Annotated in this window: 12 protein-coding genes and 1 pseudogene; 7 read left to right on the top strand and 6 right to left on the bottom strand. The window is 74.4% G+C overall.

Going from position 1 to position 14,685, the window contains the following annotated elements; translation table 11 throughout:
- Positions 1-91: 91 nt before the first annotated feature.
- The 3 genes from ACFVUY_RS14770 to ACFVUY_RS14780 all read left to right on the top strand — a co-directional run bounded on the left by ACFVUY_RS14770 (position 92) and on the right by ACFVUY_RS14780 (position 4,171).
- The gene (locus ACFVUY_RS14770; protein WP_387729983.1) at positions 92-961 is read left to right on the top strand and encodes a 3-hydroxyacyl-CoA dehydrogenase family protein; all 870 of its coding nucleotides are present in this window, start codon (positions 92-94) and stop codon (positions 959-961) included.
- Positions 962-1,315: 354 nt separating this feature from the next.
- Positions 1,316-1,636, top strand: a complete 321-nt coding sequence (locus ACFVUY_RS14775) for an STAS domain-containing protein (protein ID WP_387690880.1) — start codon at positions 1,316-1,318, stop codon at positions 1,634-1,636.
- Positions 1,637-1,900: 264 nt separating this feature from the next.
- Positions 1,901-4,171, top strand: coding sequence for an ATP-binding protein (locus ACFVUY_RS14780; protein WP_387729985.1), 2,271 nt, complete (start codon positions 1,901-1,903; stop codon positions 4,169-4,171).
- 4 nt (positions 4,172-4,175) lie between these two features.
- Here the strand turns inward: ACFVUY_RS14780 and nucS are convergent, their stop codons facing one another.
- The gene (nucS, locus tag ACFVUY_RS14785) at positions 4,176-4,835 is read right to left on the bottom strand and encodes an endonuclease NucS (RefSeq protein WP_359899935.1); all 660 of its coding nucleotides are present in this window, start codon (positions 4,833-4,835) and stop codon (positions 4,176-4,178) included.
- A 481-nt stretch (positions 4,836-5,316) separates the two neighbouring features.
- Here nucS and ACFVUY_RS14790 point away from each other — a divergent pair, with 481 nt between their 5' ends.
- Complete coding sequence (locus ACFVUY_RS14790; protein WP_359828614.1) at positions 5,317-5,709, top strand: SCO5389 family protein; 393 nt, start codon at positions 5,317-5,319, stop codon at positions 5,707-5,709.
- 143 nt (positions 5,710-5,852) lie between these two features.
- Here the strand turns inward: ACFVUY_RS14790 and ACFVUY_RS14795 are convergent, their stop codons facing one another.
- Complete coding sequence (locus tag ACFVUY_RS14795) at positions 5,853-7,001, bottom strand: LLM class flavin-dependent oxidoreductase (RefSeq protein ID WP_387690940.1); 1,149 nt, start codon at positions 6,999-7,001, stop codon at positions 5,853-5,855.
- 391 nt (positions 7,002-7,392) lie between these two features.
- Here ACFVUY_RS14795 and ACFVUY_RS14800 point away from each other — a divergent pair, with 391 nt between their 5' ends.
- Positions 7,393-7,716 (top strand): ATP/GTP-binding protein, encoded by a 324-nt coding sequence (locus ACFVUY_RS14800; protein WP_359899933.1) that lies wholly within the window; start codon positions 7,393-7,395, stop codon positions 7,714-7,716.
- Between the two features lie 31 nt (positions 7,717-7,747).
- Here the strand turns inward: ACFVUY_RS14800 and ACFVUY_RS14805 are convergent, their stop codons facing one another.
- Positions 7,748-8,515: an ABC transporter permease subunit gene (locus ACFVUY_RS14805; protein ID WP_387690876.1), complete on the bottom strand. Its 768-nt coding sequence runs from the start codon at positions 8,513-8,515 to the stop codon at positions 7,748-7,750.
- A 1-nt stretch (position 8,516) separates the two neighbouring features.
- Complete coding sequence (locus ACFVUY_RS14810) at positions 8,517-9,521, bottom strand: ABC transporter ATP-binding protein (RefSeq protein WP_387690874.1); 1,005 nt, start codon at positions 9,519-9,521, stop codon at positions 8,517-8,519.
- A gap of 285 nt (positions 9,522-9,806) precedes the next feature.
- On the opposite strand from ACFVUY_RS14810, the gene ACFVUY_RS14815 reads away from it, so the two are divergent.
- The gene (locus ACFVUY_RS14815; RefSeq protein ID WP_387729987.1) at positions 9,807-10,604 is read left to right on the top strand and encodes an alpha/beta fold hydrolase; all 798 of its coding nucleotides are present in this window, start codon (positions 9,807-9,809) and stop codon (positions 10,602-10,604) included.
- Complete coding sequence (locus ACFVUY_RS14820) at positions 10,601-10,921, top strand: hypothetical protein (RefSeq protein ID WP_224283203.1); 321 nt, start codon at positions 10,601-10,603, stop codon at positions 10,919-10,921. The genes ACFVUY_RS14815 and ACFVUY_RS14820 overlap by 4 nt, the downstream gene beginning before the upstream one ends.
- 110 nt (positions 10,922-11,031) lie before the next feature.
- Here the strand turns inward: ACFVUY_RS14820 and ACFVUY_RS14825 are convergent, their stop codons facing one another.
- Entirely contained in the window at positions 11,032-11,961 is a 930-nt protein-coding gene (locus tag ACFVUY_RS14825) for a cellulose-binding protein (RefSeq protein ID WP_359899925.1), read from the bottom strand.
- Between the two features lie 117 nt (positions 11,962-12,078).
- Positions 12,079-14,685 (bottom strand): annotated as a pseudogene (locus ACFVUY_RS14830) (hypothetical protein); the annotation flags it as partial.

The raw sequence follows: 14,685 nt of genomic DNA on the forward strand, positions 1-14,685 counted from the left end.
ACGAGCGATGCGGCTCTCTGGCGGCGACCCCTGCCCTGAGCCGCCTTCAGGGCCCGCCCGCGGGGCGGCGACGGCATCGGGAGACCCAGCCATGAGCAATGCGTCCAGCAAGCAGATCGCCGTGATCGGTGCCGGCCTGATGGGCGCCGGCATCGCCCAGGTGTCCGCGCAGGCCGGTCACCCGGTGGTGCTGCGGGACGTCACCGAGGAGGCGCTCCAGCGGGGCCTGGCCGGCATCCGCGCCTCCTACGAGAAGTTCGTCGCCAAGGGCAGGCTGAGCGCCGAGGACGCCGAGGCCGCGCTGGGCCGGATCACCACCACCACCGACCTGGGCGCCGTCTCCGAGGCCGACATCGTGGTCGAGGCCGTGTTCGAGAAGCTGGAGGTCAAGGAGGGCGTCTTCCGCGAGCTCGACAAGCTCGCCAAGGACGGCGCCGTACTGGCCTCCAACACCTCCGCCATCCCGATCACCCGGATCGCCGCCGCCACCGGGCGCCCGGAGTCGGTCGTCGGCGTCCACTTCTTCTCGCCCGTCCCGATGATGAAGCTGGTCGAGCTGGTCCGCGGCTACAAGACCAGTGACGAGACGCTGGCCACCGCCCGCGCCTACGCCGAGGGCGTCGGCAAGGAGGTCGTGGTGGTCAACCGCGACGTGGCCGGCTTCGTGACCACCCGCCTGATCACCGCGCTGGTCGTCGAGGCCGCCAGTCTGTACGAGTCGGGCGTGGCCACCGCCGAGGACATCGACACCGCCTGCCGGCTCGGTTTCGGCCACGCGATGGGCCCGCTCCAGACCGCCGACCTGACCGGCGTGGACATCCTGCTGCACGCCGCCCGCAACATCTACACCGAGACCCAGGACGAGAAGTTCGCCGCGCCGGAGATCATGGCCCGCATGGTCACCGCCGGTGACCTGGGCCGCAAGAGCGGCCGCGGCTTCTACCCGTACGAGGGCAAGTGAGCCGGCAGGGCTGAACGACCGGCCGGGCCGTGCGATCGGAGCATCGTACGGCCCGCCCCGCAGGGCCGGGTGAGTTTCCTCACGCCGGGTGCCGCAGACGGGTGATTTGGGCGGTAATCGAGCGTAGGTGTGGGGCCGACCTGCGTATATTCCCTCGGACGGGTGAAGTTGCTTCAGATCTGGCCAAAACCAGCAACCTGCGGAGCCGGTTCACCGTCAGATGAGGGAACCCGGCATTCCGCCCGGGTCCGGGTGTGGGGCTTCGGCCCGCCCGTATGCACCCCCCACTCCCGCTCCCGGCACGGCCGGGGCGGACCCGCCCCGCACCAGGCCGTCCAGGCGAAGGAGGAGAGCATGCGCATCACCGGCGACCACACGGCGCTGGCCATCGAAGGCCGCCTCGACGTGCGCACCGCCGCCGACGCGCGGTCCCGGCTGCACCAGGCCGTGGACGGCGGCCTCGGCGACCTCGTACTCGACCTCGGCCGGCTGGAGTTCTGGGACGCCACCGGGCTCGGCGTGATCATGGGCACCCACCGGCGGGCCGGCCGGATCGGCCGCCGGCTGGTGCTGCGCTCCGTCCCGGCCCAGCTGCAGCGGCTGCTGGTGGCCACCAAGCTGCACCGCATCCTGGCCGTCGACGGCGCCGCCGAGGCGCACGGGGTCGCTCTCTAACTCCCGCGGCCCCACGGCCCCCACCGCGCCGCGCGCCGGGACCGTGCGCCTGCGCACCCCCGGTCCGTCCGCGCAACGCCCCTGGTCAGCGCCGCGGACCGGCCGACGGCCACGGACCGCTCTGCACGGCCGGGGCCGGATGTGCAAGAGTCTGCCCGTCAGAAGACGGCCGCCGGGGCTGCCTCCAGCCCGGCCGCGGCCGCCACCGGGACGTCAGCCGGGCGGCGCGGGGCGCCGACGGCCGAGCACGATGCGGAGCAGAACGTGGCACAGCCATCCGGGGAGTTCCGGCAGGAGGCCGTTCGCACCCGCGGCGGCGAACTGGTCTCCGGCGCCCTGCTGGTGGGCGTCGGCGCCCCGGACGGCTCCGAGGCCAGGACCTGTCCCGAGGAGTGGCGGCCCCGTCCGCGCCGGACCGGACGCAGCGAGCCCGCCCGCGGTCCGGTCGGCGGCGTCGGCCGCGCGGTCGGCCCGCTCGCGCTCGGCGCCGGGCCCGCCGATCTGCCGATGCTCGACCGCGAGACCGACACCGCCGAACTGCTCGCCCTGCTCGCCGAGGGCCGCTCGATACGCCTGGTCGGCCAGGCCGGCTCGGGCCGCAGCGCGCTGCTGTCGGCCGTCGCCGAGGCCGCCGCCGACCTCGCCCCCGGCGGCGTGGTGCAGCTCTGCGGCCACCGCCGCACCGGCGCCGACCTGCTCCAGGACCTCTTCGCGGCCACCCACCACGCCCCCGGATACCGCCCCGACCCCGGGCAGTTGGCCGTCCACCTCGCCGAGGTCGGCGCGATCGTGGTGATCGACGCCGCCGAGCCCTCCGGCGCCGAGCTGGAGGAGCTGCTCGCCGCCGCCCCCGGCTGCGCCTTCCTGATCTCCGCCGCCCCGGACGGCCCGCCGCTGCCCCCCGGTTCCCGGCTCCAGGACCACCTGGTGGCCGGGCTCTCCCGCTCCGCCTGCCTGGCCCTCACCGCCCGGCTGGCCGGGCGGCCGCTGGACGTCACCGAGAAGGCCTGGGCGGTGGACCTCTGGTTCGAGTCCGAGGGCCTGCCGCTGCGCTTCGTCCAGGCCGCCGCGCTGCTGCGCCAGCGGGACGTCTCGGTGGACGCGCTGGTGGCCGCCGAGGACGACCGGATGGACGTCTTCGGGGCCGTCGACGAGCCCGTCCACGACGAGGACCCGGCGATCCGGGAGAACGCGCTGCGGCTCACCGTCCCGCTGCCCTCGGTGGCGGAGACCGCCTCGCCCGCGGTCCGGCTCGCCGAGGGGCTGAGCGAGCCCGCGCAGGCCGTGCTGCGGCTCGCCGTCGCGCTCGGCGGCGAGTGCCCCACCGCGCCGCACCTGCCGGCGCTGATCGACGTCGGGCAGGGCGAGGCCGCCCTCGCCGAACTCGCCGACGCCGGACTGGCGGTGTCCATCGGCGGGCACCACCGGCTGACCGCCGGCGCGCTCGACCTGCTCGTCCCGCACTGGCCCGCCCGGGGCTCCGTCGACGGGGCCGCCCAGCACTTCGCCTGGTGGGTGGGGCACAGCTCGGTGACGCTGGAACAGGTCGCCGCCGAGGCCGAGGTGATGGTCGGCGTGCTGCTCGCCGACCGCACCGCCGGACGGCACGACGCGGTGGTCCGGCTCGCCCGGGCGGCGGCGCCCGCGCTGGCGCTGTCGCTGCGCTGGGGCGCCTGGGAGCGGGTACTCCAGCTCGGTCTGGAGGCGGCCCGCCGCACCGGTTCGGCGGTCGACCAGGCCTGGTTCCACCACGAGGCGGGCGTGCACGCGATCTGCGTCCGGCAGCCCTCCCGGGCCGTCGCCGAACTGGAGACCGCGCTCACCCTGCGGGCCGCCGCGGGCGAGCAGCGCGGGGTGGCCGCGGCAGGCCGGATGCTCGACCTGCTGCGCGCCGAGGGCCGGCAGCTGCCGGCCGCCGCGCCCGCCGCGGCGCCCGGCCGCGCCCCGGTGATCCGCAAGATCGCGGCCCGGGTGCCGGCCCGCCTGAAGTCCAGCAGGCGCCGGCGGGCGGCCGTGGTCTCCACCGCGGTGCTGACCCTGGGGGTCCTCGGCGCGGCGGTGGCGATGAGCTTCAGCGGGCCGGAGGAGGTCAGGGGGAAGGACCCGCACAACAACGGTCGGCTGGACGGCGGCGGCACCCAGGACCCGCCGTTCCCGCAGCAGTCCGGCAGTGCCGGGCCGACGACGGCCGGTGCCGGACCGGGCGGTGCGCCGACGCAGGGGAGCAGCCCGGCGCCGTCCGCGAGCGCCAGTGCCTCGCACTCGCCGAGCGCCTCGCCGACGAGGAGGCCGAGCTCCTCGCCGGGGGCGGGCGGGTCGCAGGCCCCGCAGCAGCCGCCCGTACCGGGCCAGCAGCCGCCGGGGCCGCAGCCGGGTCAGCCGCAGCCGCCTCAGCAGACCGGGCAGCCGTCGCCGCCGGTGACGAGCCACGGCCCGTCGTCCCCGGCGACGACCCCGGCCTCGCCGACGACCACGTCCGGGTCACCGACGGCTCCGGGCAGCACGCCCAGCCCGACCAACCCGGGCTCGTCCTGAGCGGTCAGAACAGCTTGAGCTTGTCGTCGTCGATGCCGCGCAGCTCGTCGTAGTCCAGCACCACGCAGCCGATCCCGCGGTCGGTGGCCAGGACGCGGGCCTGCGGCTTGATCTCCTGCGCGGCGAAGATGCCCTTGACCGGGGCCAGCAGCGGGTCCCGGTTGAGGAGTTCGAGGTAGCGGGTGAGCTGTTCGACGCCGTCGATCTCACCGCGGCGCTTGATCTCGACGGCCACCGTGGCGCCGTCGGCGTCGCGGCAGAGGATGTCGACCGGGCCGATCGCGGTGGGGTACTCGCGGCGGATCAGCGACCAGCCGGCACCGAGCACCTCCATCCGGTCCGCGAGCAGCTCCTGGAGGTGTGCCTCCACGCCGTCCTTGATCAGGCCGGGGTCGACCCCGAGCTCGTGGGACGAGTCGTGCAGCACCTCCTCCAGCGTGATGATGAGCTTCTCGCCGGCCTTGTTCTCCACCGTCCAGACCCCGTCGGCCTCCTTGAGGGCGCACGGCGGGGACATCCAGTTGAGCGGCTTGTAGGCGCGGTCGTCGGCGTGGATGCTGACGCTGCCGTCGGCCTTGACCAGGATCAGCCTGGTGGCGGAGGGCAGATGGGCGGAGAGCCGACCGGCATAGTCGACTGAGCAGCGGGCAATTACGAGACGCACGGTCGACCACGCTAGCCCACCGGGGCCAGTTGATGCGATTCCGCGACGGCTGGGTGAAGAAAGCGCGAACCCGGCCAACATGGAGGTCCGGCGGTCCCGCCACCGCCCCGTCGAGGTCTGGCGCCCCCACCGTCAAGTCGCTACGGTGTGTGACGGCACGCTCGCGGGATCGCTGTCAACGGGGATGGAGACTTCAGATGAACGATCCGACGGGATCCGGCCAATCCGGTGCACCGCAACATATTTCCGAAGCAATCCGCAGGAATGACCGGCCTGCCGCGCCGTTGACTGCCACGCTGTTCTGAGCGCGTTCGGTGTCCAGGACGTCACGTCCCGTGGTGCCGCCGCTGTCGCGAAGGTGCCGGAAACCCCTGTCCCTCGGTGTTCCGGACACCCCATGCGAATCCGCCACCCTCACTGTGAGCTTGACCTACGCACGACCACCCGGGCGCCGCGCGGGTGGACCGCGAGAGGAGAATCCATGTCGCTCGACGTCTCACCGGCCCTGCTGGAGAAGGCCGAGCGGGGCGAGGTCGACGAGCGGGAATTCGTCGACTGCGTCCGCGTCTCTTTGCCCTATGCCTGGGACCTGATCAGCTCGCTGGTCGCCCAGGCGAAGGTCGACGGCACCGACTTCGCCGACAACCAGGTGCCGCCGCCCAGCGAGCAGGCCCGCGGCCAGCTGCTGCGCGCGCTCGCCAGCGACGCCATCCGGGGCGCTCTCCAGCGCCACTTCGGGGTTCGGCTGGCCTTCCAGAACTGTCACCGGGTCGCGGTGTTCCTGCCGTCGGACGCCAACGAGGCGCGGTACGACCGCTTCACCTCGGTCCGGGAGCAGCTGCTCAACCAGTCCGAGGAACTGCGGGACTGCTGACCCCGCCGCAGCCCGCTGCGGCGCCGGCCGCCCCCGTCCCCCGGTGCGGGGGGAGGGGCGGCGGCCCGGGCCCGTCCGCCCGCCCGGTACCTCCTCCCGTCCGGTACGCCCCCCCGCCGGGCCTGTCCCCCCGCCGGGCACGGCTAGCCCAGCTGCGGCAGCACCTCCGAGCCGAGCCGGGCGATGTTGTGCAGGGTCGCCTCCTGGTCGCCGCTGCCCTCGGCGAGCAGGGCGAAGCGCCGGATGCCGGTGCGTTCGGCGGTGGCCAGCAGCCGGTCGGCGCACTGCCGCGGGGTGCCCACCGCGTGCAGGTCGCAGAGCAGCTCGGTGTACTGGCGCGGATCGCGCATCTTGCGCTCGCGGCCGTCCACGGTGCGGTGGGCGCCGAGCCCGTACTCGAACCAGCCGGGCATCGCGTTCAGCAGCGTGGACCGGGCCGCCGCGGCGCGGTCGTCGACCTGGGCCACGCCGGCCGCGACGTGCTGTCGGCCGATCCGGCGCAGCTGCTCCTCGCCGCGTCCGGCGGCCAGCCAGGCGGTCCGGTACAGCTCCAGCATCCGCAGCTTGTCGTCGTCCCCGGAGTGCATGCCGAGCAGCATCGGCAGGCCGCGCTCGGCGGCCAGCCGCACCCCGCCCGGCGAGGTGCAGGCGACCACCACGGGCGGCCCGGCCACCGGCCGTCCGGAGGCGGTGAGCTCCTCGCCGAGGCCCTCGTCGTCCCGGCGCTGGCGCGGGAAGCGCACCGGGCCGGTCCGCCCGCCGAGGCCCAGCCAGCTGCTCAGGCCCGGCCGCCGCACCGGTTCGGTGGCCCGCGGCACCACGGCGACCTCGGGGAAGGCGAACTGCGGGCCGTCCGCGCCCACCCGGGAGCCGCGCAGCCAGCGCAGCAGCAGGTCCAGCCGCTCCGGGAAGCCCTTCTCGAAGGCGTCCACGCCGCCGCCGAACACGTCCAGGTCGATCCACGGCCCGCCGCGGCCCACCCCGAGCGTGAACCGTCCGCCGGAGGTGAGGTGCAGCAGCGCGGCCTGCTCGCCGAGCCCCACCGGGTGGCGGGTGGAGAGCACGCTGACCGCAGTGCCGACGCCGATCCGGCGGGTGCGGCCGAGCAGCATCGCGGCGAGCGTGGCGGCGTCCGGGCAGACCCCGTACGGCACGAAGTGGTGCTCGGCCAGCCAGACGCTGTCCAGCCCGGCGCGTTCGGCCCCGACGGCGGATTCGACGGTGCGTTCCAGCGCCTCGCCGTGGCTCTGCCCGGGGAACTGCGCGGACAGCAGGAACAGGCCGACCCGCACCGGACCGGTGGACGGCGGCAGCGCGCCCGCGCGCTGGGGCGCCGGCAGTGGCCGGCCCACGACGGCCGTGACCGGGGGGACGGACGTCAGCGTCGGACCGGGGGCGACCGGCCGGACCCCGACGGGCCGGCCGCTCTCGGCGCGGGCGCTGGTCTTGCTCATCGTTGGGCCTCCTCGGGTGCGCGCAGGGTCTGCGGGCCCCGCCTTCTCCCCTTGTGGGTATCCGATGTCATGTGCCAATGGCACGCGGAACTCCCGATTTCCCCGATGATCGGGTGGATCTCGGCAAAAACGCCGAAGTGCCGGACGGAGCCGTGGTAGTGGCCGTGCGGGGGGCCCGCCCGGCCGTAGGCTGGAACGATCCAGAGCCCAGGAGGAGAGGGAGTCCGCCGTGTCGCCGCGCCGCAACCGGATCAAGAGCGCCGCCCCGCACGAGAGCGCAGAGCCGACCGCCCCGGTCGGCGGTTCGCTGCGCCGCACCGAGAGCTACCAGGGCGAGGACTGGGTGGTTCAGACGGTCGCCGGGACGGCGGGGCGGTTCTACCGCTGCCCGGGCTGCGACCAGGAGATCCCGCCGGGGGTGGGCCACGTGGTGGCCTGGCCGCAGTACGGCGCGGGAGTGGACGACCGGCGGCACTGGCACCGCGCCTGCTGGGGAGCGCGGGAGCGCCGGGCCTCCAACGTCCTGCGAGGCCGCGGCGCTCCGCGGTACTGACGGGTCCGGCCGGGGCCCGCCGGGCGTCCTGCTAGGCGTCGCGCTTCTTGAGCACCAGCGCACCGCCGACCAGCGCCGCGGCCGTCCAGGCGAGGCAGATCAGGAAGCCGGTCCACGGCCCGTACGGCTGGCCGTGCTGCTCGTACACCAGCAGCATCCGCGAGCCCGCGTAGTCGGGGAAGTAGTGGGCCAGGGTCTTGACCTTCGGCACCGCCGAGAGGATCGGCGAGAGCAGGAAGAAGAACGGCACCAGCACACCGAGCGCGAGCGTCTGGTTGTGCAGCATCGTGGTGACGCCGGCCGAGAACAGGCAGAGCATCGTCAGGTACAGGGCGGCCCCGAACACCGCCCGCAGCACGTTGGGCTCGCCGATCGTGGTGGAGTGCGTGCCGAGCAGCGACTGGCCGACGAAGAAGGTGACGAAGGCCGTCACCAGCGAGACCGCGAGGGCGAGGGCGCCGAGCACCGCCGCCTTTCCGGTGAGCAGGGTGGCGCGCTGCGGGACGGCGGCCAGGGTGACCCGGATCATGCCGCTGCTGTACTCGTTGCCGATCGCCAGCACCCCGAAGACGATGATCGCCAGCTCGCCGAGCATGATGCCGGAGAAGGACGTCCCGGTGGCGTCGAACGGGGACTGGTCGTCGCGGCGGAACTCGGTGAAGTTGTTGTTGGTGAGCAGGGACAGCAGCGCGCCGATGCCGACCGTGACGACGAAGGTCAGCGCGAGGGTCCAGACCGTCGAGCGGACGCTGCGGATCTTCGTCCACTCGGAGCGGAGGATCGCCGGGAAGGACGCCATCTCAGTTCTCCTCCTGCCGTGCGGTGGTGGTCTGCCGGGCGCCGTCCGCCTTCCAGCCGGCGCCCCACTCGGTGGGCGCGCCGGCCGCGTCCCGGCCCGGTCCGTCGCCCGCGTGGTACTCCACCGAGTCGGCCGTCATCTGCATGAAGGCCTCCTCCAGCGAGGCCTGCTGCGGGCTGAGCTCGTGCAGCACCACGCCGTGCCCGGCGAACAGCTCGCCGAGCCGCGCGATGTCCCCGTTGACCACCTCGTAGGAGCCGTCCGGGCCCGGTTCGGGCCGCAGGCCGGCCTCGGTCAGCACGTCGAGCAGCCGCTCGGGCTCCGGGGTGCGCAGCCGTACGGCGGAGCGGGAGTTGCGCCGGATGAACTCCGGCATCGGCAGGTCGGCGAGCAGCCGGCCGCGGCCGATGACCACCAGGTGGTCGGCGGTGACGGCCATCTCGCTCATCAGGTGGGAGGAGACGAAGACCGTCCGGCCCTCGGCGGCGAGGCGTTTCATCAGGTTGCGGATCCAGAGGATGCCCTCCGGGTCCAGGCCGTTGACCGGCTCGTCGAACATGACGATCTCCGGGTCGCCGAGCAGGGCGGAGGCGATGCCCAGGCGCTGGCCCATGCCGAGGGAGAAGCCGCGGGCCCGCTTGCGGGCGACCGGGGTGAGGCCGACCAGGGCGAGCACCTCGTCCACCCGGCGCACGGGGATGCGGTTGCTCTGGGCGAGCCAGAGCAGGTGGTCGCGGGCGGTGCGGCCGGGGTGGACGGCCTTGGCCTCCAGGAGCGCGCCGATGTACTTGAGCGGCTCGCTGAGCTGGCCGTACCGTCTGCCGTCGATGGTCACCCGGCCGGTGGTCGGGCGGTCGAGGTCGAGGATCATGCGCATGGTGGTGGACTTGCCGGCGCCGTTCGGGCCGAGGAAGCCGGTCACCACACCCCGAGGGACCTGGAAGCTGAGCCGGTCCACCGCGAGCGTCTTGCCGTAACGTTTTGTCAGGTCGTGCAACTCGATCATTCGCGCTCCCTCAGTTCCTTGCCAGGCTAGGACATGTCCGACAATTGGCGGCGGATCAGCGCGCGGCGTTGGGGTGCGTGCATCGCAAGGCGGAGGAGGGAGCCACTGCGGTGGGGGCACCTCCCGGCCGGAGGCTGGGGGCCATTGGCGACCGACGACAACGCGGCGAGGTGCGTGCCCCAACGCCGCGCACCCGGCGGGAATTGTCGGACATGTCCTTGGGACAAAGGGGGTATCGCGGCCCGCTGAGTGGGCCCGCCGGGCGTGCCGGAATAGGTTGGACGCATGACCCAGCTCCCCTCCGCAGTGTCGGTCCGCGAGAGCGGTACCGGAACACCACTCGTGCTGCTGCACGCCTTTCCGTTGAACGCCTCGATGTGGTCGTCCCAACTGGACACGCTGCCCGGCCTGACCGGGGACGAAGCGCGCGTGCTCGCCCCCGACCAGCGGGGGTTCGGCGGCACTGTGCTGGGCGCCGACGAGCCCTCGCTGGACCCGGTCGCGGACGACCTCGCGCTGCTGCTGGACGCGGCCGGGATCGAGCGCGCGGTGGTCGGCGGGCTCTCCATGGGCGGCTACGTGGCGCTGGCCTTCGCCCGCCGCCACCCCGACCGGCTGGCCGGCCTGCTGCTGGCCAACACCCGGGCCACCGCCGACACCGACGCGGTACGGGCCAACCGGGAGCGGATCGCCGCCGCCGTCACCGCGCGGGACAGCGTGCGGCTGCTGCTCGACGAGCAGGTCGCGGCCGGGCAGCTCGGGCCCGACTCGCAGCACCTGGTGGAGCGGGTGCAGGCGATGGTCGCCGCCGCGCCGCCGGCCGCCGTCGCCTGGGCCCAGCGGGCCATGGCGGCCCGACCGGACGCCCTGGACGTCCTGGCCGCCCTGCGGGTGCCGGTCTCCGTCGTGGCGGGCGCCCAGGACGCCCTGGTGGCGCCCGAGGAGGCCGAGCCGATGCTGCGGGCCCGGCCGGACGCCGAGCTGACCGTCCTGCCCGGGGTGGGCCACCTGAGCGCCCTGGAGGCGCCCGAGGCCTTCGACGCCGTCGTGCGCACCCTGCTCGCCCGGGTGGCCGCCGGATGAGCCAGGAGAGCCAGGACGCGGCGGCCTGGGACTTCTCCGCCCTGGAGGTCACCGGCCGGATGCCCGTGACCAACCGGGGCGAGGGTCTGGTCGAGCTCACCCTGGAACCGCTCGGCGAGGACTACTGGATGCGCCCGGGGGAGACCTTCATCGTCACCTCGTACGGCGACTACGGGCCCGGACACCCCTTCGAGGTGCAGTACTGGCCGGACTCGGTGTCGGTCTGGTGCACCTCCTGGTTCGGCACCGTCTCCGACGACGAGGGCAACCAGCTCAGCAGCGGCTACCAGCGGCCGGACGGCGCCTATCCGAGGTGAGGGCCCGTGCCCCACCGGCCCCGAAGCGCCCGGGATGATGACGGCGCGAAAGCCGACAGGCCCTCACCCGGGCGGGTGAGGGCCTGCGGTGCTGCCGGGGCCTGCGTGCGTCAGCGCGACTGCTGGGCGGGCACGCCCAGGGTGTCGTCGGTCGGCAGCGAGGCGGCGGCCACGGCCGCGCCGGTCAGCGTCGCCAGCATCTCGCGGACGTTGGTCAGCTGGGCGTTGATGCTGTCGCGGCGGTTGGTGAGGGCCGCCAGCTCGCGCTCGGATTCGCTGCGGATGCGGTCCGCCTTGGCGTTGGCGTCGGCCACGATGTCCTCGGACTGGCGCTGGGCCGTCTCGACGGTCTGGCGGGCGCGGCGCTCGGCGTCGGTGCGCAGCTTCTCGGCCTCCAGGCGCAGCTGCTCCGCCCGGTGCTCGATCTCGGCCAGGCGCTTCTCGGCCTTGGCCTGACGGGCGGCCAGGTCCCGCTCGGACTGCTCGCGGCGCTTGGCCAGGTTGGTCTCGAACTCCAGCGCGGCCTGGGCGGCCTTGGTGCGGGTGTCCTCGAAGAGGGCGTCCGCCTCCTCGCGCTTGTTCTGGGCGTCCTTGTTGGCCTCGGCGCGGAGCTGGGCGGCGTCGCTCTTGGACTTGTCGACGATCCGCATCCCCTCGTCCTCCGCCTTGGCCTTGCGGTCCTTGGCGTAGTTCTCGGCTTCGGAGCGGACCTGCTGGGCGGCGGCCTCGGCCAGCTCGCGGTGCTGCTCGGCGGCGCGGTGCGCCTCGTCGCGCAGGTCCTTGGCCTCCTCCTCGGCGAGTCGCAGGATCTTCTCGACCCGGGCGCCGAGACCGGCGTAGGAGGGCTCCTGCTCCACGACCGCCGCCTGGGCGGACTGGGTCTCCAGGTGGAGCTCCTCGATGCGCTTCTCCAGCGCACTGATCCGGGTCAAGGCACTGTCACGGTCGGCCACCAGCTTGGTGATCCGCTCGTCGACCTGGGCGCGCTCGTACCCACGGCGCACCAGGTCGAAGCCGTGAGGGGAGTGACTGTCGCTCATGGGGTTCTGGGCTTCCTGTCGTCAAACCGCTGAGGTGGTTGAGGGAATCCTGACACGGTACCGGAGTGTCGACGGCGATATGCCGTTCTCTCACGGACAATGACCGCCAATGTCCGCTCAATCGGGTGGTGCGCTCTTGGAGCGATTGCCACCCGACCGGGGGGAGCCAACTCCGGCACCGGCCTTGGCGCCCCCGTCCTTCTTGGTGCTGCTTCCCCCGTTGGCCTGGGCGACCGGCGCCGGCGCCTCGAACGCCTCCAGGGCGGACAGCACGTCCTGGACCCTGGAGATCTCGGTGTTGATGTCCTTGCGGCGGCGCACCAGTTCGTCCAGCTCGCGCCGGCCCTCGTCGGTGACCCGCTTGGCCTCGGCCGTCGCCTCGGCGAGCAGCCGCTCGGCCTCCGCCTTCGCCAGCTCGATCTGCTCGTCCGCGGCCTCGTCGGCGTCCCGCAGTCGCTTCTCCGCCTCGGTGGAGGCCCGGTCCAGCCGCTCCTCGGCCTCGCTCTCGGACGACCGCAGCTTCGCCTCGGCCTTCTCGATGAGCGACTCGGCGCGGTCCGTGGAGGTGGCGAGCTTGGTCTCCGCCTCCTTCAGCAGGCCCTCCGCCTTGCGGACGGCCGACAGCCGGACCTTGCTGGCCTCCGCGGACGCCTCCGAGGTCAGCTCGCTCGCGCGGTCCTCGGCCGCCGCGACCAGCGCCGCCGCGCGGTCCTCGGCCTCGGCGACGGTGGCCACCGCCTGCTCCTCGGCCTCGGTCAGCTGCTCCTGGGCGGCCGTCACCAGCGCGTCCACCCGCTCGCCGGCCGACTTCATGGCCGCCGCGTTCTCCTTGCGGGCGCGCTCGTGCAGGGCCTCGACCTCGGCGTCGGTGCGCTCGCGCAGCTCCTCGGCGCGCTCGCGGATCGCCGTCGCGTCCCGGCGGGCCTCGGCGAGCAGGGCGTCCGCGTCGGAACGGCCCTTCTCCACCTCGGCCTGACCGGCCGCCTCGCCGGCGGCGACCAGCCGGCCGGCCTCCTTGCGGGCGGCGGCGACCATCGCGTCCGCCTGCTCCTCCGCGGCGGCGGTGGTCGCCAGCGCGGTGGTCTGAGCGTCCTCGCCGAGCGCCTCGGCGTCCGCGAAGGCCTTCTCCAGGACGGACTGGGCGTGCTCGCGGGTGGCCCTGTCGAACTGCTCGGCGGCCTCCCGGGTCTTGGCGTCGTAGTCGTCGGCGCGGGAGCGGGTGGCGGAGTCGTAGTCGTCGGCCAGGGTGCGGGTGGCGAGGGCGTACTCCTCGGCCTCGGCCCGCAGACCGGCGGACAGCTCCTCGGCGTCGGCGATGCCGCGGGCACCCTGGGCCTCGGCCTCGGCCACCGTCCGGGCGGCCTGCGCCCCGGCGTCGGCGCGCAGCTGCTCGGCGGCCTCCTGGGCGGCGCGCAGCTCGGCCTCGGCGTCCGCGCGCAGCTGGTCGTCGTAGGCCAGGGCCTCGGCGCGCTGCCGGCCGAGCTCGTTCTCGGTGGCCTCCCGCTCGGCGGCCAGCTCCAGCTCGGTCTGCTCGCGCAGGGCGGTGGTCTCGGCCTCGGTACGGGCCCGCAGGTCGGCGGTCTCGCGGTCGACGAGCTCGCGCTGCTCGGCGCTCTCGCGCTCCACCAGGCTGCGCAGCTCGGCGGCGTACGCGTCGGCGGACTCCCGCTGCTCGGTGGTCTCCCGCTCGGCCAGCTCCCGCTGCTCGGTGGTCTCCCGCTCGGCGAGGACGCGCAACTCGGTGGCGTCCTGCTCGGCGGCCTCGCGGACCTCGGCGGCCTCCTGCCCGGCGGCGGCCCTGAGCGCGGCGATCTGCTCGGCGGCGGCCTCGTGCATGCCCGCCACCGCCTGGCGGACCTCGGCGGCCTCCTCCTCGGCGACGGCCACCAGCTCGGCGCCCTCGGCCTTGGCGGCGGAGATCAGCTCGGCGCGGTCGGCCTTGGCCTGCTCCAGCTCGGCGGTGGCCTCGGCCCGGATGCCGTCGGCGGTGGCGCGGGCCTCGGACAGCTCGCGGCCGGCCTCGGCCCGGACGGTCGAGGCCTGCTCGTTGGCCAGGGCCAGCTCGGCGGCGGCCTTCTCGCGGGTGGCCTTGGCGTCCTTGGCGGCCTCGGCGCGGCGCTGCTCGGCGGTGGCCTCGGCGCGCTCCAGCGACTCCTCGGCGGCGGTGCGCTGCTCGGCGGCGAAGACGTCGGCCTGCTCGCGGACGTCGGCGGCGTAGGTGTCGGCGGCGGTGTGCTGCTCGTCGGCGTAGGTGTCGGCCTGCTCGCGGACCTCGGTGGAGTGCTGCTCGGCGGCTTCGCGGACCTCGGCGGTTTCGGCCGCGGTGCGCTTGGTGAGGTCGGTGGCGTGCTGTTCGGCCTCGGTGCGGACGCGGTCGGCGTAGGCCTCGGCGGTCTCGCGCTGCTGGGTGGTCTCCTGCTGGGCCAGGGCCCGGAGCTCCGCGGCGGCCTGCTCGGCCTCCGTCCGGGTCTGCGCGGCGTAGGTGTCGGCGGTGGTGCGCTGCTCGTCGGCGTAGGTGTCGGCCTGCTCGCGGACCTCGGTGGAGTGCTGGTCGGCCGCCTCGCGGACCTCGGCGGCGTGCTGGTCGGCCGCTTCGCGGACCTCGGCGGTCTCGGCCGCGGTGCGTTCGGTGAGGTCGGTGGCGTGCTGTTCGGCCTCGGTGCGGACGCGGTCGGCGTAGGCCTCGGCGGTCTCGCGCTGCTGGGTGGTCTCCTGCTGGGCCAG

Origin of the sequence: Kitasatospora sp. NPDC058063, from assembly GCF_042885395.1 — a bacterium.
In the GTDB taxonomy this organism is placed as follows: Bacteria; Actinomycetota; Actinomycetes; order Streptomycetales; family Streptomycetaceae; genus Kitasatospora; species Kitasatospora lactacystinica.

Coding starts and splice junctions, on each gene's coding strand:
- ACFVUY_RS14770 (WP_387729983.1), top strand. CDS start 92: ATGAGCAATGCGTCCAGCAAGCAGATCGCCGTGATCGGTGCCGGCCTG.
- ACFVUY_RS14775 (WP_387690880.1), top strand. CDS start 1,316: ATGCGCATCACCGGCGACCACACGGCGCTGGCCATCGAAGGCCGCCTC.
- ACFVUY_RS14790 (WP_359828614.1), top strand. CDS start 5,317: ATGTCGCTCGACGTCTCACCGGCCCTGCTGGAGAAGGCCGAGCGGGGC.
- ACFVUY_RS14805 (WP_387690876.1), bottom strand. CDS start 8,515: ATGGCGTCCTTCCCGGCGATCCTCCGCTCCGAGTGGACGAAGATCCGC.
- ACFVUY_RS14810 (WP_387690874.1), bottom strand. CDS start 9,521: ATGATCGAGTTGCACGACCTGACAAAACGTTACGGCAAGACGCTCGCG.
- ACFVUY_RS14815 (WP_387729987.1), top strand. CDS start 9,807: ATGACCCAGCTCCCCTCCGCAGTGTCGGTCCGCGAGAGCGGTACCGGA.
- ACFVUY_RS14820 (WP_224283203.1), top strand. CDS start 10,601: ATGAGCCAGGAGAGCCAGGACGCGGCGGCCTGGGACTTCTCCGCCCTG.
- ACFVUY_RS14825 (WP_359899925.1), bottom strand. CDS start 11,961: ATGAGCGACAGTCACTCCCCTCACGGCTTCGACCTGGTGCGCCGTGGG.